This is a genomic window from Epilithonimonas sp. 33E (genome assembly GCF_059372615.1).
The window spans coordinates 215,357-235,827 of record NZ_CM182009.1 but is presented as its reverse complement, the minus strand read 5'-3'; the positions used below and the strand labels follow the sequence as shown (position 1 = coordinate 235,827).

Here is a 20,471-nt window from a genome sequence, read left to right as displayed (position 1 = left end):
AAGCAAATGTAGATGCGGGCAGCGACAGAACTCGTCGTGATATTTTTTCTTTACTAAAGTTGAATTACCGTATTGTATTAGTGACTAAGAAACGTATTGTTTACAATAGTGAGTTTGGAATGACATTGCTAATTTGATACAAAATCAATCAATAATCAGTTCCTCAATTTTTGATTGGATTTCTTGACTTTTTAATTTTAGAATGATAAAATACAATTCCGGAAACTGCAGAGCAATCTCACTCCAGTTTTGATTCAGTTCATAAATATTGTCAATTCCCTGTAAAAGACTCGCTAAAAAATGTGATTTTCTCTGGATCAGGCCGCGGAACCCATATGCGCCTAAAACCTGAAGAAAACGCATCATTTTCAGCCAGTTAAAAGATTCCTTTAGGTTATTTTTGTCCGGTTCCAGATGCCACAGTGATAAATAATAATCCAGCATTTCTTCTTTGAAATTTTCAGGAAAATTGGCTTTGGCCTGATAAAGAAAAGAGATCACATCGTAACCTGCAGGCCCTTCCATGGCTGATTGATAATCGATAAAGAACACTTCATCATTGTCATTCAACAATATATTCCTGGATTGGAAATCGCGGATCATCAATGTTCTTGGCTCAAGTTTCTGAATCTTTCCGGAAATCGTTTTAAACTCTTTCAGCAAAGTAGATTTATGATATCCGATCTCCAAAACATCGATCAGGAAATTTTTGAAATAATAAAGGTCATGTGTAATTGGCAGATCATCATAACTTTCATATTCGAAACTCTTTGTGAAATCTGCCTTACCTAAAGTTTTGGTTTGCAGTTCGAACAATTTTTCCAAACTTTTTTTGACGAAATCTTTAACTCTTTCTGATAATCCTTCTGCAGCAATAACCTCCGAAAGTGTCTTGCTTCCAAGGAATTCCTGGATATAAAGATCTCTATCAGAATTGATTTTTAAGATTTTTGGGGTATTAAGATCAAGGTTTTGAAACAATCCGGAGAAATAAAAAAATGCTTCATTTTCCAGAAGATTTTCATTATATGTCACTACATATTTTTGATCATTCGAGCTTGCGATGTAGTTGATTCTGGAAGAGCCACTTTGTGGAAGCGCAACAAATGTATCCGGTTTCCGATTCAAAAATCCTTCTAAAAAATCCTGATGTTCCTGCATAGAACAAAGTTAATTAATAATAGAATTTGAAACACGAAAAATTGTAATTTTACCTTATGAAAGATTTTCTGCCGGTTCTGAAGATTCTGTTAAGATTTGTGGTCATCTATATCGTGGTGGTATTGCTGTACCAGTTTTATCTTAACGCATATATGGATGATGTGGTAGATCCTTTCACAAGATGGGTGGCTGTACAAGTGGCTCTTGTCCAGAATGCATTAGGTTTTCCCACTGTATTGGTAGACAGTCTGAAACTTCACAGCGTTTTGTTTCAGACTTCCGGAAAATTCACCACAAGAATGGTGGAAGGCTGTAATGTTTTCTCCGTTGCGATCCTGTTTTCTGCTTTTGTTTTTGCTTTTTACAAAGGTTCTAAAACATTTTTGTTTGTCCTGGGCGGATTAGTTTTATTACATATTCTCAATGTTTCCAGAATCGTATTACTCAATATTATTTTTCTCAAATATCCTCAATACGAAAAAATCGGGCATGACTATATTTTCCCTGCGATTATCTATGGCGGAGTCATCATTCTCTGGCTGATCTGGATTCAGTTTTTTGCTTTAAGAAAAGCCGATAAATAATAAGTTACGATTAATATATTTAATTTTTTCAGACATTAACTGCTGATTCTTAGCAACTAATAATAATTATTTTGTAAATTTGCATCCTAACACAGTATTCAAAAATGAAAAATAAATTTATTATTACCCATTCCGGGATTATTGACAGCACCTTACTGAATCAACCTGATTCTAATACCTTTCAATTCGTTTTATAAAATTTACTCTCGTAAGTAAATAATGAATTTATGATTTTTCAATCTGTGGATTGAACAATTCATAATGCATTTATCTATTCAAAGAATCTATATTTTGTAAAATGATTGTTCGCATGTCAATTTTGCAGTGCTTAAAATTTCCAAAAATCCTAAGGTGGTTTTTGGTTATATGTGGTATTTTAGGATTAATCGCTATTCGCGGTTTGGAAGACAAATTATTCTACGATCCGTTTTTGCATTTTTTCAAATCTGCCAATCAGAACGAAGTTTTTCCTAATTTCATTTGGGAGAAATTAATATTGAGTTATCTTTTAAGATTTGGACTAAACACTTTTTTTTCATTAGTAATTGTTCATTTCCTTTTTCAGAACAAAGATTTGACAAAGCAGGCTTTTATATTGATTGCACTGGTTTTTCTGATCGTGTTCCCAATCTATCTTTATTGTATCTATGACCGGTTCCAATTCGGATATCTATTCTCTTTTTATGTGAGACGGTTTGTGATCCAGCCATTGACAGTTATTCTTCTTATTCCTGTTTTTTATTACCGGAAGAAAATCACTCAGGCTTAATTTTTCAGCGTATGCTTATCCGGCTGGGAGATATTCTCACCGTTCCATTCGATTTTTTTGGTAAAAACGTGTTGACGAACCGGGCATTCAAAAATCTGGCAAATAGCGCAGGATGTTGGCTTACAATCATCCATATGGAAATTAAATTCAACTGAACGATCCGTATTTTTAGCAATGAGTTTGATCACTTCTTCCATTTCATCGTGAGCAGTTCTCAGTTCAAAATACCAGGGCAACGTCAAGTGAGCATCGATATGCAGCTTACTTCCGAACTGCTGTATTTTCATATTATGCACATCAATCCATTCAGGCTTTCGATTTTCATTAAGGAATTTGGCTAATCTTTCAAGCATTTCGGGATCAGCTTCATCCATAATGCCGCTGAGCGATTTACGGATGATTTTGTAACCAATCAGAATGATATAAATTCCTAAAATCAAAGCCACCACAGAATCAATCCAAACGATTTTTGTAAAGTAAACCAAACCTAGACTGACAACGACACCCAAAGTTGTAATCGTATCGGATTGAAGATGTTTGCCGGAAGCAATCAGAACTATCGAATTCTCCTTCTTTCCTTTCTGAATCGAAATGTAACCGATAACGTAATTGATAACAGCCGTTGCCGCAATAATCCAAATTCCTAAGTCAAGCTTACTCAGAACCTTTCCCGAAATCAAACTGTTGGTTCCTTCATAGATAATCAACACCCCGGCAATACTGATCAAGGAACCCTCAATAGCAGAAGTCACAAACTCAACTTTTCCATGACCGTAAGGGTGGTTTTCATCCCTTGGTTTTGCAGCAAGATACAAGGAATAAAGTCCTAAAAAAGCACTGATGACATTCACAATACTTTCCATTGCATCGGAGAAAACAGCATCAGAATTGGTCAGTTTCCATGCAATCAATTTTCCGATGAAAAGGAGAACACCAACAATGGCAATCCATTTTTGGAAGGCAATATTGGCCGTTTGTTTTTTTGTTTCCATTCTAATAAAAAAGAATCTTCGAAATTTCGAAGATTCTTTAGATTTTGTTAGTTTATACTAAGTTGTTTGCTACAAGGTATTCAGCAATCTGAACGGCGTTGGTCGCAGCTCCTTTTCGCAGGTTGTCTGCCACAATCCAGAGATTGAGCGTTTTCGGCTGTGAAAGGTCTCGTCTGATTCTTCCCACAAAAACCTCATCTTTTCCTTCGGAATATAATGGCATCGGATACTCGTTATTTTTGACGTTATCCTGAAGAACTACTCCCGGCGTTTCGGAAAGGATTTTTCTTACTTCTTCCAGATCAAATTCGTTTTCAAACTCGATGTTTACACTTTCAGAGTGTCCACCTTGTACAGGAACTCTTACTGCAGTTGCTGTCAAATTGAAAGTATCATCGCCCATAATTTTCTTAGGTTCTTTCATCAATTTGATTTCTTCCTTAGTATAATCATCATCCGCAAAAACATCACAATGTGGCAATGCATTTTTGAAAATCTGGTAAGGATAAACTTTCTCAGGGTTTTCCCCTCTAATTTCAGAATTCAGTTGATCAACAGCTGCTTTTCCTGTTCCGGTAACAGATTGGTAAGTTGAAACAATGACTCTTTTGATATCATATTTCTGATTCAGCGGATGAAGAACCATTACCAACTGGATTGTAGAACAGTTGGGATTAGCAATGATCTTGTCTTCTTTTGTCAGAACATTAGCATTGATCTCGGGAACTACTAACTTTTTAGTCGGATCCATTCTCCAAGCTGATGAGTTATCTATCACTACTGTTCCAACCTCGGCGAATTTTGGAGCAAACTCCAAAGATGTTCCACCTCCAGCTGAAAAAATAGCGATCTCGGGTTTGACTGCAATAGCGTCGTTCATGCTAACGATAGTAAATTCCTTGTCCTTGAATTTGACCTTGTTTCCAACAGATCTCTCTGATGCTACGGGAATTAATTCGGTAATTGGAAGATTTCTCTCTTCCAAAACTTTCAGCATAACTTGTCCAACCATTCCGGTTGCGCCTACTACAGCTACTTTCATTGTTTTTTGATTAATTTAAATTGTTAAGTAATTTATCCGAAAACTCTTGCCCAAGGGAATGCAAATACGAATAATGCAATTGCAACCAATCCTAATGATACAAGAGGAATTGTTAATTTGTCGTTAGATTTTACTTTTTTGTTGATGATGGTCATTAAAATTGCTGCAACCAGCATAGAGAAAGGATGTTCCACATATTGGAATCTGAGGTCTGCGTTTTTCATTACAGCGCCCATATCCAATCCTTTTGTAATGTTCGTAATCAGCATAGTGATTCCTACTAAGAATTGAACGTGAAAAAATATCATTGTAAACAATGTTACTTTTTTGAGACCTTTTGAAATATTACCGCTGTAACCAAACATCGTTACAAGCAAAAGAACTAAAAATGCAGCTACCAGCAAAAGTTCGAGGTAAGCGAAACCTTTGTGCGCGTGCAAAAGAATGTTATAAAATTCCATATCCAGATTTTTGATTGACAAAGATAGAAAAATCCCGACAGATTGCCGGGATTTGAGATATTAATTAAACTATTATTAGTTGTTTTAGAAATTGAAAGATAAAGTAGCCGCCCATGTTCTTCCGAAACCAAAATAAACTCTGTTAGAAGTGTCTAAACCTTTATAGAAGTTGTTTGGATTATTGATATAAGCATCATATAATGCCTGAGCTTGCGCGTCCGTATTGCTGGAAGTCTTAAAGTCTGATACTTTTTTAACGTGATTGTTGGTAGCAGATTCTTGGATATAAGTTGTATCAAATAAATTATAAACGTTACCTCTGATAGTGAAATATTGCTTATCGTTATTTAATCTAATCTTATAAGATAATCCTAAATCAAAAAGGTTGAAGCTTGGTAATTCTAATGTACCTTTTGCAGCAACAATAGGATCAGTGAAAGTATTCACATCAATATTAGCATAGTTTCTATCAACATATCTCCATTGTGTATCAAAAGATAAGTCCTTAACTGGTTTTATATTAAGTCCTAGTGCAGCTGTGGTTTGAGGCGCATTTCCTACTTTAGCTTTATCTAGGAATAACTCAGATGAATTGGATGTTGAGTTGTTGAATGATACCGGATTGTTATTATCATCAAATAATGATCCATTAGCATTGCCTTTATAATAATAATCACCATAAGAGAACATTCCTGTTATTTCAAGGATTTTTACCGGCTTAATTACAAAATCCAATTCAACACCCTGATGCACTTCTTGAATGCCGGACATTTCCACATACCCAGTTGTAGTACTAGCTCCTGCACTTGGATCAAAGTTAACACTCTTTCTCTGCCATCTATCAGCCCAAGAAGTTCTGTAGATATTCACATTTGCAGAAAAAATACTGCTTCTAAATCCATATCCAAGTTCTGCAGAAAAGATTTTTTCGTTAGTAAGATTTGGATTTACAACTTGGTAATTACTTGGATAAACAGAATTCAGGAATGGCTGTTTAGAATAGAATCCAATATTTGCGAAAGCGTTATTATGATCATCAAAATTATAATTAACACCTCCTTTTATATTATATCCAAGTATATCTTTGAATCCTGTTTTAGTATTTACGATTTGGTTTCTTTGTACAGTAACACCATCCTTCACAAAGTTATCAATTCTTTGAAATCCTTGGTTTGAAACCGCCCCTTGAACAAATGCCGATAATTTTTCAGTAGAATATTCTGCCTGGCCAAAAGCACCATACCATAATACTTCTCCATCATTGCTGTATCCTATTCTGTCTTCAATTGGATCTATTTTTCCTCCGAAAGGATTCCAAGTCGGATTTGTTGAATAAACACTGGAAACAACATTCGGAGCAATGTTAGAGTTCTTATCATCTTTGTAACCTCTAGCTCCCATCAAATTAGTTATCAGCTGATAATGATATCCGTAGTAATATCTTGTGTCAATCCCTGCAGTGAAGTTGAAATTCTCATTCACCCTGTGGTTAAAGCTTGAAATCAAACCAAACCAGTTGTGCGAGTTGATAGACGTCCTTCTGACCAAAGTAGATCCAGCTGCAGCGGTATCAGGATTTATTAAGGCATTTGCGGCATAGACCTGATCCAAATTCATTTGCCCATTACTATCAACACCCCATTGTGTCAAAGTTTTTCCTCCTACTTTTCCAATGTCTCCAGTTCCTCCACCTCTACCAAAAGAACCATAACCTACAGTATTTAACTTGGAATTTTCAGAGATTTTCCAATCCCAATTAAGTGAAATTACTGGCTTATGATAGTAATTAACACGCATTGGGAATGCTTCACCATTCATATAGCCCCAGTCAGAATTATATTGTCTGTATGGAGTATTATCATGATCTGGATTGTATTTTATATAATTTGCAATTGTAGGTGCAAACGTTCTTTGATTATGTGTTTGTGGAGCACCTGTAATAGTGAATTGAAAATCATGTTTCGCATTTGGTTGGTAACCAAGAGCAAAATAATAGTTATATCCTTCGAATTGTGTATTGTCAATATAAGTTCTACCTGCTGTTCTGGACATCAAAAAAGAAGAAGACCATCCTTTGTCATTTTTTCCCGTGTTGTAAGCAAATAATGACTTGTGATAATCATCATTTCCTACTCCAAGAGAGACAATACCACCTTGTTTTTTATCCGCAGCTCTGGTAAGAATGTTTACCGTTCCTCCTACTGAAGCAATTGCCAGTTTTGAGGAGCCTAAACCTCTTTGTACCTGCATAGCTGAAGTCACATCAGATAATCCGGCCCAGTTAGACCAATAAACAGCACCAGATTCCATATCATTTACAGGCACACCATTTACCATGATTGCAATATTTCTTTGATCAAAACCTCTAATAATAAGATTTGAATCTCCAAAACCGCCGCCACCTTTAGTAGCATATACAGAAGGTGTAGAATTCAGAACTTCCGGAAATTCCTGATTTCCTATTTTTTCTATGATCTGAGCTTCTTTGATCGTAGAAACAGCAACAGGAGTCTTTCTATCTTTTGCGATATCAGCGACTCCTGCTATTACAACTTGTTCAATTTCGTTGGTTTTCGATAGTGTATCCTTTGTTGATTGGGCAAAGTAAAAACTTGCCGTTGTCATTGTCAGCATCAGGGCCAAAGCCGGCTTCTTTGATAACATTTTCATTTTTTTAAGATTTATGCCGCAAAAGTCCTAAAAAAAATGATAAGTATTGTTAATAAACTGTTAATTTTTTAAAGCCTTGAGACTCAGATCAATATTGTTCGAAGAATGGGTTAAAGCGCCAGCCGATATAAAATCAACACCGGTTTTCGCTACCGAATTTAACACTTCGCGGGTGATGCCGCCGGAAGCTTCCGTTTCGGTTTTCCCGTTAACTATTTTTACTGCTTTGGTCATGGTTTCCACATCCATATTATCAAACATAATCCTGTTTGCACCAGATTTTACCGCCTCTTCAACCTCTTCCAGATTACGTGTTTCGACTTCAATTTTTAGTTTAAGTTTGTTTTTTTTGACATAATCTTTCGCCATTTTTACAGCATTAGTAATGCTTCCATTGTAGTCAATATGATTGTCTTTCAACATTATCATGTCATAAAGTCCATATCTGTGATTGGTTCCGCCACCTATCGCAACCGCCCACTTTTCACAAACTCTGAAGTTTGGTGTGGTTTTCCTTGTATCCAAAAGCTTTGTTTTGGTTCCAACTAATCGGGAATCCCAATCGTGCGTCATTGTTGCAATACCGCTCATTCTTTGCATGCAATTCAGCACCAGACGCTCAGTTGACAAGATCGATCTGGCTTTTCCGGAGACTATAAAAGCAACATCTCCTTTTTTTGCAGATTGACCATCTTTAATAAAAACTTCAACTTTTAAATTTCTATCGAATGTCTTGAAAATAATTTCCGCCAATTCCACTCCGGCAAGTATGCAGTTTTCTTTAACCAAAAGTTGTGCTCTTTGTTCCAAATCTTTTGGAATTGTGGACAATGTCGAATGATCGCCGTTTTGGATATCTTCTTCCAGAGCTGTTTTTATGAATTCTTTTAAAACTTTATCGCTGGCGTAAGCTGGTCTTTTCATACTTTGAAAATTTGCGTAAAAATATAAAACCTTTCAGAGTTTCAAACTTTGAAAGGGTAATTAAATTAAAAAAAGGATTTATTCGTTTATAAGCAACGGTTTCGTAGCTAAATCTTTATTATAGAATGCGCCTTTATTTTCTTTCATCTCCAGAGAATGTTTTATAATAAGGTAAGAAACATTCACAAGATTTCTCAATTCCGAAAGCTGAGGTGAAAGTATGGAATAATTATAAAGTTCCGTCACTGCTTCGTAGATTTCGCGTTGTTTTTTCTTGGCCAATTCCAATCTCGCATTGCTTCTTACAATCGCAACCAGGTCACTCATCATCTCCTGAAGTTGTTTTCTGAGGTAAGTTACAAGAACCATTTCGTCCATCATTTTCATCCCTTCGTCATTCCATTCGGGAACTGCTTTCAAATCATCAAAATTGAAATCATTTTCTTTTAACAATTCAACGGTTTTCATCGCCGCATTATGGCCGAAAACCAAACCTTCCAATAAAGAATTGGATGCCAAACGATTCGCACCGTGAAGTCCGGAATTGGTACATTCTCCAACTGCAAAAAGATTTTTTATAGAAGATTGCCCATTTTTATCTGTGTCAATCCCACCCATTAGATAATGACAGGCAGGAACAACCGGAATCAATTCTTTGAACGGATCAATACCCTCATCAATGCATTTTTGATAAATATTAGGAAAATGATTGATGAATTTTTCTCTGTCCATCTCCCGGCAGTCCAAACCGACATAATCATCACCACTGATTTTCAATTCGTTATCAATAGCTCTTGCAACGATGTCACGGGAAGCCAATTCTTCACGCTCATCGTATTTTTGCATAAATGGCTTTCCATTTTTGGTACGAAGCTTTGCACCATCGCCACGGACAGCTTCGGAAATAAGGAACAGCATTCCGTCTCTTTTAGAGTACATTGCTGTTGGATGGAACTGATAATACTGCATATTCGAAACCTTTCCCTGCGCTCTGTGAACAAAGGCAATTCCGTCGCCTGTTGCAATAATCGGGTTGGTTGTATTTTTATAAACGTGACCAGCGCCACCAGTTGCAACCAAAGTAATTTTCGAAGTGATCTTCTTGATTTTTTTATTTTTCTCATCCAGAATATAAGCACCGTAACAATCGATATTTCCTTTATCAAATTCCTTTCCCGGAACGTGGTGCTGTGTTATCAGGTCGATGACATAATGATGTGGCAGGATTTCAATATTCGGAGAGTTATTAACTGTTTCCAGAAGCGCTCTTTCAATCTCGAAACCAGTGATATCTTTGTGATGTACAATTCGGTTTTCCGTGTGCCCTCCCTCTCTTCCGAGAGAATACTTTCCTTTTTCCTGGTCAAATTTTGCCCCCCATTCCACAATCTCATTGAAACGATGTGGAGCTTCTTCCACAACCATTTTTACAATATCCGGGTTATTGATGTAATCTCCGGCCCGTAATGTGTCATCAATATGTTTTTGAAAATTATCCTTGGAAAAATCCGTAACTACAGCCAATCCACCTTGTGCATATTTGGTATTGCTTTCGTCTTCGTTGGATTTGGTTACGATGATGATTTTTGTTTCTGGTAACTGTTCGGAGATTTTAATGGCATAAGACAAGCCCGAAATCCCGGAACCAATTACAAGAACGTCTGTTTTTATCATAGAATCTTTGGTTAAATAAATCCTTAATTAATAAAGGTATAATAAAGTTAAAAGAATTTGATGAACTTATCGTAAGGTTTCCTGACTTTTTTAAAATTCTGAAAAATATCATCTTCCGAGCGATAACCTACAGCTAAAACTACGGCCACTTTTTCATTCGCTTTATCGATTTTCAGGATATCTTCCAGGATTTCTGCTTTGAAACCTTCCATTGGACAAGTATCAACCTGTTCTTGAGCAGCAGCCATAATCATCGAACCGAGAACAATATAATTTTGTTTCTCGGACCAACTTTCCAATTCTTTGGCAGAATAACTTTCTATAAATGAATTGATGTTATTTCTAAAAGCGGATAACTGTTCCAAAGTCACACCTCTTTCATTAATAATGTGACCGAAATAGCCATCAACGTAACTCTTATTGATGTTGGTTTTTGAAACCAACACTACTAGATGTGAACAAGTCGAGATCTGTGAAGGATTATAAAACGCCGGAATCAATTTTTTGAGCATTTCATTATTTTCCACCACCAAAAGATGATACGGCTGAAGTCCTAAAGAACTGACAGACAACCTTCCGGCTTCCAGAATATTATTCAATTTTTCTGACGAGATCTTTCTTCCGTCAAATTTTTTTACAGAATATCGCCAGTTAAGTGCTTCTAAGTAGTTCATATAACAAATATACTCATTTATCATTTTAGGTTAGAATCATTTTAAATAACGAAACTTTACCCCCGAATTTTTTAAGTTATTCATTGCAAATGCTTTATGGTAAGGCTTTTCGCAACATTCTATTTTAATCGATTTTAAATCAAATCATTAGCCAAGAAAGTTGTAAGACAAAAAAGTTATAAACATTAAGTATAAAAGTGGGCAAAAGTGGTAAAATGTGGTAGATTTTTATATAAATTTGCTCCAAATGAAAAACTTCATTGGAACATACGAATGTAAAATCGATGACAAAGGGCGCATCAAACTGCCTGCTTCGCTTACGAAGCAGATGGAACATTTTGCAGATGAGCCATTTGTAATCAAGCGGTCGGTGTTTCAGAAGTGTCTTGAGGTTTATCCAATGAAGCCTTGGGAAAAACTGATGGCAAAAATAAACGGTCTTAACCGATTTGTGAAAAAAAATGCAGATTTCATCAGGATGTTTACGGCTGGAGTCAAAACGGCGGAGTTGGATAACGTTGGTCGTTTGCAAATCAGTAAGGATTTAACACAATTTGCAAATCTTGGGAAAGATATCGTGATTACAAGCGCCGGCGAATTGTTCGAGATTTGGGATAAAGATTCTTATGAACAGGTTATCTCAGTCAGCGAATCGGATTTTGCCAGTCTGGCGGAAGATGTGATGGGAAATCTTGATTCCGAAGAATCAAATTAGTAATTAAGAAAAAATAATTAATAGGTTTTTAAACCGAATTATTAAATCATTTATCAATCATCATTCATCAATTATAAAAACAATGTATCACAATCCTGTCTTGTTAAAACAAAGTGTAGACGCTCTGGTAACCAATCCGGACGGGATTTATGTGGACTGCACTTTTGGTGGAGGCGGACATTCTCGTGAGATTTTGAGCCGACTTTCGGACAAGGGAAAATTATTTTCTTTTGACCAGGATTTGGATGCATTGAAAAACGCCATTGATGACCCGAGATTTACTTTAGTTAATCAGAATTTCAGGTTTTTGGAAAATTCGATGTTGGCTTATGGAATTTCTCAAGTTGACGGGATTTTAGCGGATTTAGGAGTTTCTTCTCATCAGTTTGATGAAGCAGAGAGAGGATTTTCTACAAGAAGCAATGCTCCACTTGATATGAGAATGAATGTGATGCAAGGTCTTGATGCGAAGAAAATCATCAACGAGTACGAAGAGGAAGATCTGGCGGACATCTTTTACCATTATGGAGAGCTGAGAGAAGCAAGAAAATTGGCGAGAGAAATTGTTCATCATAGAAAATCAAAAAAAATTGAAACAACTGAGGATTTAAAAAATCTGTTCAGTTATATTCCTGCATTTAAGCAAAATAAATTCTTTGCTCAGGTTTTCCAGGCGGTAAGAATTGAGGTAAATCAGGAACTGGAAGTGTTGAAAGAAATGTTGGTTCAGTCTTATAAGATTTTGAAGCAGGAAGGAAGATTGGTCGTGATTTCTTATCATTCTCTGGAAGACAGATTGGTAAAACGTTTCCTGAAAAACGGAATGTTCGAAGGAGAACCTCAGCGTGATATCTACGGAAATTATGCAAAAGCATTCGAATTGTTGCAAACCAAAGCAATCATTCCGGATGATAAAGAAATTGAAGAAAACTCTAGAGCACGAAGCGCAAAAATGAGAATTGGAACAAAGTTATAAATCATAAATGCTAGGCGATAAATGATTATCAATTTTCATTCATCACTTATCAATTATAAAAACGTGGCAAAGCAGACAACCTATAATAAGCAGAAAAAGAAACTCACTTTTATGGACATCATAAAAGGAAATTTCCTTAACCGTGATGAGGTAAAAGCACATTACAAATATTTTCTGTTCATTTTCGGGTTATTGATGGTGATGATTTATAGTAATCACTTGGTTAACAAAAAAATAGAACACGTTAACAAGCTTAAAGAAGAAACGGAAGAATATAAATCCAGAAACGCTTACGCACAAAGTAGGCTAATCAAAATTAGAATGGAATCCGAACTGGGAAAAGAAATGGTTCAGGATTCTTTGGTGAGTTTGGAAAGCCACCCTATGAAATTATTGATAAAAGTTGACAGCACAGATGATAAAGCAGCCAAATAACAATTACGAAAAAAAGCGTTCCAATGCGTTGAAGTGGGGCTACCTTTTTGTTTTGGGAGCTTTCATTTTGTTTGTCATCTTTTTGGGTAGAATTATGATTCTTCAGAATACGAATGTTGAGGAATTCGAAAATAATTACATCAGCAAAAATTACCGAGAAGCAACCTTAAAAGCAGCTCGTGGAAATCTGTTTGCTTCAGACGGTTCTATCTTGGCAACAACGGTTATGCGCTACGATATCTATTTGGATTTCAAATCGATGAGAGACACAATCTATTCCAATAATATTGGTGCTTTAACGGACTCTCTCAGCAAAATGTTCGATAAGCCTAGAAGTTATTTCAGAGCAAAATTGGACGCACAAAACAAGAAAAATAATCAATACTATCTTTTAGCAAAAGGTTTGGACTTTGATGAATACGATAGAATCCGTGAGTTTCCGATTTTCAAAAAAGGTAAAAATAAAGGCGGCTTTATCGTAGAAAGAAATTTCCGAAGAGAATTGGCAACAACCCAAATCGGAGCCGGAACCATCGGAGCGGATAATGGCGAATCAAAATCCGGTTTGGAAGGTGCTTTCAGTAGATTTTTAACAGGGATCGACGGAAAAAGACTGGAGCAAAGAATCAATTCAGCACAATGGAAACCAATTGATTACTGGAAGGTTAAAGAACCTATTGACGGTCAGGATGTTTACACCACTTTGGATTTGAGAATTCAGGATATTGCTCATTCAGCGTTAGAAAATCAGTTAATAAAATTTGATGCAGATCACGGTTGTGTTGTCGTAATGGAAACCGAAACCGGAAAAATTCGTGCTATGGTTAACCTTAGAAGAACCGAGCCGGGAATTTATGTTGATGCTTATAACTATACTGTGAAAGATGCTCAGGAACCTGGCTCTACTTTCAAAACGGTTTCGCTTTTGGCAGCGATGGATGACGGATTTATAGACGAAAATACTAAAGTCAATATCGGAAACGGAATCTGGACCTATGCCGGACAAAGAATCACGGATGGTCATGGCGGCGGAACTTATGACGTGAGTGATGTTTTGGCAAAATCCAGCAACGTTGGTGCCGCTAAGATTATCACACAGCATTACGCAGATAAGCCGGAAGTTTTTATAGATCATCTTAAAAAATGGAAAATGTTCGACAAAATGCAAATCGAACTTCCGGGAATTGCTAAACCGTCTATTCAGACACCACAAAGCAAACGTTGGAACAAGGCAACATTGGCATCTTTGGCTTATGGATATTCGTCAAGATTTCCTCTTTTGCAACTGGTAACTTTTTATAATGGAATTGCAAATAAAGGTAAAATGGTGAAGCCTCTTTTCATTGACAAAATAATGAAAGACGGTAAAATCCTTTATGAAGCAAAACCGGAAGTCATGGTTAAAAAAATGGCGTCCGATAAAGCAATTGAAATGATGACAAGTGCATTGACAAAAGCTGTTGAAAAAGGGACTGCAAAGAGTATCTATACACCCAATCTCAAAATTGCAGGAAAAACAGGAACAGCCAGATTCGAATATTGGAAGAAAGACGGACCGATGAAATATCAGGCCTCTTTTGCAGGATTTTATCCGGCGGATAATCCGAAATATACCTGTATCGTAGTTGTCAATCAGCCTGATACATCAAAAGGTTTCTATGGAGGAACAGTTTCAGCACCGGTTTTTAAGGAAATTGCAGGAAAAACTTTTCTCAAAACCCCGTTGAATGTTGAAAAAGAACTTTTGGTTGAACGTAAAGTTAACCTTAATAAAATGACAACGCCAAACATAAAGGTAAATGTCACAAGAGATTCAATGCCAAATCTGGTGGGGATGATTGGCAAGAATGTAATTCCACAGCTTGAAAATCTGGGCTATAGAGTAGATTATAAAGGTGTGGGAAAAATCACGGGACAATTTCCAGCAGAAGGCGCAATCATTGGAAAAAACCAAAAGATTTATTTGAATCTTCAAAACTAAAAATTAAAGCGAAAGCTTATATATATGATTTTAAAAGACTTATTACAAAGAATCCAGACTCTGGAAACCATCGGAACTCTTGAAAGAGAAGTTTCGGAATTGGTTTTTGACAGCAGAAAAGTTGCTGAAAATTCTTTGTATGTTGCATTGAAAGGGACCATTTCAGACGGACATTCTTACATTAATCAAAGCATCGAGAAAGGAGCGAAAGTGATCGTTTGTGAAGAATTGCCTGCGGACATTAATGCTGTGGTAACTTATATTAAAGTTCAAGATTCTTCCAAAACTTTAGGGCATTTGGCTTCTAATTTTTATGGAAATCCTTCTCAAAAATTGAATCTTATTGGCGTTACAGGAACCAATGGAAAAACTTCGGTAACAACCTTATTATTTGATATCTTCAAAAATCTGGGTTATCAATCTGCTTTGATTTCTACCGTTGAATACAGAATCGGAGAAGAGATTATTCCTTCAACGCACACAACACCAGACGTGATTCGTCTGAATCAAATGTTAGCAAAAGCGGTTGAAATCGGTTGCGGATATGCTTTTATGGAAGTCAGTTCTCACGGGATTTCCCAAGATAGAATTGAAGGGTTGCATTTCAAAATTGCTGGTTTTACAAATATCACGCACGATCATTTGGATTATCATAAGACTTTCCAAAATTATATTTATGCAAAGAAGAGATTCTTTGACGAGCTGGAAGATTCGGCAGTTGCGATTACGAATGCTGATGACAAAAACGGATTGGTAATGCTGCAGAACACCAAAGCGAAAAAGAAATCCTTTGCTTTGAAAACAATGGCAGATTTCCACGGAAAAGTTTTGGAAGTGGACTTCAACGGCATGTTGCTGAATTTTAATAACAAAGAATTCTGGACAACATTGACAGGAAAATTCAACGCTTATAATTTGTTACTAGCTTACGGAATCGCTTTGGAACTAGGAATGGACGAAACAGAAGTTCTTCAGGCAATTTCAAAACTTCAAAGAGTGAACGGAAGATTCGAAACGATAAAATCCGACAGCGGAATTTTCTTTGTGGTCGATTATTCGCATACACCGGATGCATTGGAAAATGTGTTGGATAGCATCAACGAAATCAGAACCAAAAACGAAAGATTGATTTGTGTTTTCGGATGCGGAGGAGACAGAGACAAAACCAAACGTCCGGAAATGGGAGACATTGCTACAAAAAAATCGACTTTGGCAATCATCACTTCGGACAATCCAAGAACGGAAGATCCGATACAGATTATCAAAGAAATAGAAGCTGGTGTTCAGCCACAGAACTTCAGCAAATATACTTCGATTCCTGACAGAAGGGAAGCGATAAAAATGGCCATCAAATTTGCTGAGCCAAAAGATATTGTTCTGGTAGCCGGGAAAGGTCACGAGACATATCAGGAAATCAATGGTGTGAAATATCACTTTGATGACAAAGAAACGATTAGGGAATTATTACAATTAATGGGAAAATAGATCTATATGCTATATTATCTATATGAATATTTAACTGCCCATGGGATTCACATTCCAGGAATGAACTTGTTCAAATACATTTCGTTCCGCGCAGCGATGGCAGTTTTGTTTTCGCTCATCATTGCAATGGCTTACGGGAAAAGAATCATCAATTTCCTAAGAAGAAAGCAAATGGGAGAATTGGTGAGAGATCTTGGTCTGGAAGGACAAAAACAAAAGGAAGGAACACCGACAATGGGTGGTTTGATTATCATTTTGGCTACTATCATTCCGGTTTTGTTGTTTACCAGAATCACCAATGTTTACATCGTTCTTTTGATCATTTCGGTTTTGTGGATGGGAGCCATCGGTTTTCTGGACGATTATCTCAAAAAAGTTAAGAAAAATAAAGACGGATTGAGCGGGAAATTCAAAGTAATCGGACAGGTTGGTTTGGGTTTAATTGTCGGTGTTACAATGTATTTCCATCCTGATGTTGAGGTTAAGAGAAAGTATGCTGATGCAACTGTTATCAACAGAAATAATGTAGAACAGAACTTTATGCCGGACGAGAAAATTCCGGTTTCTACAGTCCCTTTTACAAAGAATAATGAGTTCGATTACAGTGGGATTTTGTTCTGGATGGACGATGCAAAAGCACACGAATGGGCTTGGATCGTTTTCATTCCTATTGTTATTTTCATTGTAACTGCAGTTTCCAACGGAGCGAATATTACCGATGGAATCGATGGTTTGGCTGCAGGAACAAGTGTTGTGATTTTGTTGACTTTAGCTTTTTTCGCCTATGTTTCCGGAAATATGATTTTCGCTGATTATTTGAACATTATGTTCCTTCCGCATATGGGAGAAACTACGATTTTCGCCCTCGCTTTGGTTGGTGCTGTTATCGGTTTTTTTTGGTACAACACTTATCCTGCACAGGTTTTTATGGGTGATACGGGAAGTCTGATGCTGGGCGGAGTAATTGCGGTTTTAGCAATTATCCTTAGAAAAGAATTATTGATTCCGGTTTTGTGCGGAGTCTTCTTGATAGAACTTTTATCTGTGATTCTGCAGGTTTGGGTTTTCAAGTACAGAAAAAGAAAATATGGGCTGGAATATGCTCAAAACAATAGATTATTCAAGATGTCTCCATTACATCACCATTATCAGAAAGAAGGATTTCACGAGAGCAAAATCGTAAACCGAATGATAATTTTAGGAGTAATGCTGGCAATTATTTGTCTAATCACTTTAAAAACTAGATAAAAACTAATAACCAAAGATGAGAGTAGTAATACTTGGAGGAGGCGAAAGCGGCGTTGGTGCGGCTTATCTGGCAAAAGCCAAAGGCTTTGATGTCTTTCTTTCGGATATGGGAATTATCCGTGAGAATTACAAAAAAGAATTGGATGAGCTTGGGATTGATTATGAAGACGGAACACATTCCGAAGAAAAAATCCTGAATGCCGATTGGGTCATCAAAAGTCCGGGAATTCCAAAAAAAGCAGAAATGGTTCAGAAGATTCAGGAAAGAGGAATCAGATTATCTTCTGAGATTGAATTTGCTTCGGAATTTACCAATGCAAAAATCATTGCGATTACAGGAAGTAACGGAAAAACGACGACAACGTCTTTAATCTATTACATCCTGAAAGAAGACGGTTTCAATGTTGGATTGGGTGGAAACATCGGAAAGAGTTTTGCGAAACAGGTGGCTGAGGAGAATTTTGATTATTATGTATTGGAAGTGAGTAGCTTTCAGTTGGATGATATTCAGAATTTCAGACCCTACATTTCATTGTTATTGAATTTGTCAAAAGACCATTTGGACCAGTACAATTACAATTATGAAGAATATGCTTTGGCAAAGTTCAGAATTGCTGAAAATCAGGAGGCTAATAATTTTTTCATCTACAATAAGGATGACAAAATGAGCAAATCGATTCTGGAAAAATTGGATTTGAAAGTAACTAAAGTTCCATTCTCATTAGATGAAAGACTGGAAAAAGGTGCTTTCTCAATTGATGAGAATTTTGTCGTGAATATCAATGAAGGTTTCACAATGAGTATTGACGAATTATCATTGGTAGGAAAACATAATGTGGCGAACAGCTTAGCAGCGAGTATTGCTGGAAAGTTATTGGAAATAAGTAATGAAAGTATCAGACATTCATTAATGACATTCCAGGCAGTTGAACACAGATTGGAACCTGTTGCGGAAATCAGAGGTGTAAAATTTATTAACGACAGTAAAGCTACAAACGTGAATGCCACTTACTTCGCTTTGGAAAGTATGAAAAAGCCGGTTGTTTGGATTGTTGGCGGAAAAGACAAAGGAAACGATTATACAGAAATCGAAGAATTAGTCAAGAAAAAAGTAAAAGCGATTGTTTGCTTAGGGGTTGATAATCATAAGATTATTGAGTTCTTCAAAGATAAGAAAACACAGATTTATGACACTTCCAGTATGCAAAAAGCAGTGGAAGTTTCTAAATCAATTGCAGAAAAAGGAGACGTGGTTTTATTGTCGCCTTGCTGCGCAAGTTTTGATTTGTTCAATGGTTATGAAGACCGTGGAAATCAATTTAAAAAGGAAGTTTTAGAAGAATTGACAATTAAGAATTAAGAATATTAATTCATTAAAAATAAATGGAAAACCAAACTACAGAAAACAAATTCGAATTACTGAAAGGAGACAAAGTCCTTTGGTCGGTTATCATTTTGATATCCTTCCTTTCTGTGTTTCCGGTTTATTCTGCAAGTTCGAATCTGGAATATATTGTGAACAACGGGACCACAACAGGTCACGTTTTCAAGCATATCATTTTTGTATTCATTGGTTTGGGAATTATGCGTTTTGTAGGAACGGTCAAGTACGAATACATCGGGAAATTGAGTTCCATTCTGCTTTTGTTCACGATTGGACTGTTGTTGATTACAATGTTCACAGGACAAAAGATCGAAGGTGCAAGTGCATCGCGTTGGTTGAAAATCCCAGGAACACCGATTTCTTTTCAGCCATCGTCATTTGCCTATTTGATGCTGATTATTTATCTGTGCCGATATCTCACTAAGAAAATCAAAAGGGAAAGAGTTCCGATTGAGAACATCATTTACATCTTCGGACCAATTCTGATTGTATTCGGATTAGTAGCAAAAGACAACGGTTCTACAGCATTGATGATTATGATGGTTTCGATTATTATATTAATTATCGGACAATTAGCCTGGCAATATGTAGCGGGATTTATCTCGGTTGCCGTAGTTTTCGTTGTGATGTTTTTAGTCATTGCTTTGAATACGAATTTAATCGGAGGAAACCGTGTTCATACCTGGATGAGCCGTATCGAAACCTTCACGAGTTCCAAGAAAACAGCTGATGTTGAAGACGAAAGTATCAAAGCAAAAAACTATCAGGTGATGCAGGCGAAAGCAGCGATTGTTCACGGCGGATTCAACGGAATCGGACCAGGAAAAAGTGCTTTGAAACAGACGTTACCCCAATCGGTTTCGGATTTTATTTTCGCAATCATTGTGGAAGAATACGGTTGGATTGGAGCCTTTGTTCTGATTAGCCTTTATATGATAATGATTATCCGGATTGTAATGATTGCCAGTAAAATGCCTGCTTTTTTCGGGTCGCTGCTGGTTCTTGCGATTGGACTGATGATTTTTGTTCAATTATCGGTGAATATCGCCGTGGCCGTAAATCTGATTCCCGTAACAGGTCAGCCTCTACCATTAATAAGTTACGGAGGAACATCGATGTTGGTAACCTATATTCAGCTAGGAATTATCCTGAATGTAAGTTCCAGAATTCAGGTTTTTGATGAAGAAGGTCTGGGTAAAAGACAAAGTATTGAAGAAATAAATGATATCGCATAAAAAATAAATGATGAACGATAATTTATAAATCATCAATTATCTCTTATCAATTATAAAAAAT

The 20,471-nt window shown here is 36.5% G+C and carries 18 protein-coding genes; 10 read left to right on the top strand and 8 right to left on the bottom strand.

What is annotated here, in order from left to right:
* Positions 1 to 144: 144 nt before the first annotated feature.
* Positions 145 to 1,161 (bottom strand): aminoglycoside phosphotransferase family protein, encoded by a 1,017-nt coding sequence (locus tag AC5P2S_RS01105; RefSeq protein ID WP_494555929.1) that lies wholly within the window; start codon positions 1,159 to 1,161, stop codon positions 145 to 147.
* 56 nt (positions 1,162 to 1,217) lie between these two features.
* Between AC5P2S_RS01105 and xrtF the strand changes: the two genes are divergently transcribed.
* Together xrtF and AC5P2S_RS01095 are read left to right on the top strand one after the other, a co-directional pair.
* Positions 1,218 to 1,745: an exosortase family protein XrtF gene (gene xrtF / locus AC5P2S_RS01100; protein WP_494555928.1), complete on the top strand. Its 528-nt coding sequence runs from the start codon at positions 1,218 to 1,220 to the stop codon at positions 1,743 to 1,745.
* A 310-nt stretch (positions 1,746 to 2,055) separates the two neighbouring features.
* Positions 2,056 to 2,514 carry an exosortase F system-associated membrane protein gene (locus AC5P2S_RS01095; RefSeq protein ID WP_494555927.1) on the top strand — a complete coding sequence of 153 codons (459 nt, stop codon included), beginning with the start codon at positions 2,056 to 2,058 and terminating at the stop codon, positions 2,512 to 2,514.
* Here AC5P2S_RS01095 and AC5P2S_RS01090 read toward each other — a convergent pair.
* From AC5P2S_RS01090 to AC5P2S_RS01060, 7 genes are all read right to left on the bottom strand, one after another.
* Positions 2,511 to 3,506 carry a cation diffusion facilitator family transporter gene (locus AC5P2S_RS01090; protein ID WP_494555926.1) on the bottom strand — a complete coding sequence of 332 codons (996 nt, stop codon included), beginning with the start codon at positions 3,504 to 3,506 and terminating at the stop codon, positions 2,511 to 2,513. The genes AC5P2S_RS01095 and AC5P2S_RS01090 overlap by 4 nt on opposite strands.
* 52 nt (positions 3,507 to 3,558) lie before the next feature.
* On the bottom strand, positions 3,559 to 4,548 hold the full coding sequence (locus tag AC5P2S_RS01085; RefSeq protein ID WP_494555925.1) for an aspartate-semialdehyde dehydrogenase: 990 nt from the start codon (positions 4,546 to 4,548) through the stop codon (positions 3,559 to 3,561).
* A 32-nt stretch (positions 4,549 to 4,580) separates the two neighbouring features.
* A complete protein-coding gene (locus tag AC5P2S_RS01080) occupies positions 4,581 to 5,009 on the bottom strand; it encodes a hypothetical protein (protein ID WP_494555924.1) in 429 nt (142 codons plus the stop codon).
* Between the two features lie 84 nt (positions 5,010 to 5,093).
* Entirely contained in the window at positions 5,094 to 7,679 is a 2,586-nt protein-coding gene (locus tag AC5P2S_RS01075; protein ID WP_494555923.1) for a TonB-dependent receptor, read from the bottom strand.
* A gap of 60 nt (positions 7,680 to 7,739) precedes the next feature.
* Positions 7,740 to 8,603, bottom strand: coding sequence for a carboxylating nicotinate-nucleotide diphosphorylase (nadC, locus tag AC5P2S_RS01070; RefSeq protein ID WP_283415692.1), 864 nt, complete (start codon positions 8,601 to 8,603; stop codon positions 7,740 to 7,742).
* A 78-nt stretch (positions 8,604 to 8,681) separates the two neighbouring features.
* Complete coding sequence (gene nadB, locus AC5P2S_RS01065; protein ID WP_283415693.1) at positions 8,682 to 10,277, bottom strand: L-aspartate oxidase; 1,596 nt, start codon at positions 10,275 to 10,277, stop codon at positions 8,682 to 8,684.
* Positions 10,278 to 10,324: 47 nt separating this feature from the next.
* Positions 10,325 to 10,951 (bottom strand): NAD(P)H-dependent oxidoreductase, encoded by a 627-nt coding sequence (locus tag AC5P2S_RS01060; RefSeq protein ID WP_494555922.1) that lies wholly within the window; start codon positions 10,949 to 10,951, stop codon positions 10,325 to 10,327.
* Positions 10,952 to 11,198: 247 nt separating this feature from the next.
* Here AC5P2S_RS01060 and mraZ point away from each other — a divergent pair, with 247 nt between their 5' ends.
* The 8 genes from mraZ to AC5P2S_RS01020 all read left to right on the top strand — a co-directional run bounded on the left by mraZ (position 11,199) and on the right by AC5P2S_RS01020 (position 20,410).
* Positions 11,199 to 11,666, top strand: a complete 468-nt coding sequence (gene mraZ, locus AC5P2S_RS01055) for a division/cell wall cluster transcriptional repressor MraZ (RefSeq protein ID WP_120211939.1) — start codon at positions 11,199 to 11,201, stop codon at positions 11,664 to 11,666.
* An 82-nt stretch (positions 11,667 to 11,748) separates the two neighbouring features.
* On the top strand, positions 11,749 to 12,642 hold the full coding sequence (gene rsmH, locus AC5P2S_RS01050; RefSeq protein WP_494555921.1) for a 16S rRNA (cytosine(1402)-N(4))-methyltransferase RsmH: 894 nt from the start codon (positions 11,749 to 11,751) through the stop codon (positions 12,640 to 12,642).
* 63 nt (positions 12,643 to 12,705) lie between these two features.
* Positions 12,706 to 13,077, top strand: a complete 372-nt coding sequence (locus AC5P2S_RS01045) for an FtsL-like putative cell division protein (RefSeq protein ID WP_248878322.1) — start codon at positions 12,706 to 12,708, stop codon at positions 13,075 to 13,077.
* Positions 13,058 to 15,058: a penicillin-binding transpeptidase domain-containing protein gene (locus AC5P2S_RS01040; protein ID WP_283415696.1), complete on the top strand. Its 2,001-nt coding sequence runs from the start codon at positions 13,058 to 13,060 to the stop codon at positions 15,056 to 15,058. Before AC5P2S_RS01045 ends, AC5P2S_RS01040 begins: the two co-directional genes overlap by 20 nt.
* Before the next feature lie 24 nt (positions 15,059 to 15,082).
* A complete protein-coding gene (locus AC5P2S_RS01035) occupies positions 15,083 to 16,543 on the top strand; it encodes a UDP-N-acetylmuramoyl-L-alanyl-D-glutamate--2,6-diaminopimelate ligase (RefSeq protein ID WP_494555920.1) in 1,461 nt (486 codons plus the stop codon).
* A 6-nt stretch (positions 16,544 to 16,549) separates the two neighbouring features.
* Positions 16,550 to 17,791 carry a phospho-N-acetylmuramoyl-pentapeptide-transferase gene (gene mraY, locus AC5P2S_RS01030; RefSeq protein WP_494555919.1) on the top strand — a complete coding sequence of 414 codons (1,242 nt, stop codon included), beginning with the start codon at positions 16,550 to 16,552 and terminating at the stop codon, positions 17,789 to 17,791.
* A 16-nt stretch (positions 17,792 to 17,807) separates the two neighbouring features.
* On the top strand, positions 17,808 to 19,151 hold the full coding sequence (gene murD / locus AC5P2S_RS01025; protein ID WP_494555918.1) for a UDP-N-acetylmuramoyl-L-alanine--D-glutamate ligase: 1,344 nt from the start codon (positions 17,808 to 17,810) through the stop codon (positions 19,149 to 19,151).
* Between the two features lie 23 nt (positions 19,152 to 19,174).
* Entirely contained in the window at positions 19,175 to 20,410 is a 1,236-nt protein-coding gene (locus AC5P2S_RS01020; protein ID WP_494555917.1) for an FtsW/RodA/SpoVE family cell cycle protein, read from the top strand.
* Positions 20,411 to 20,471: the final 61 nt, after the last annotated feature.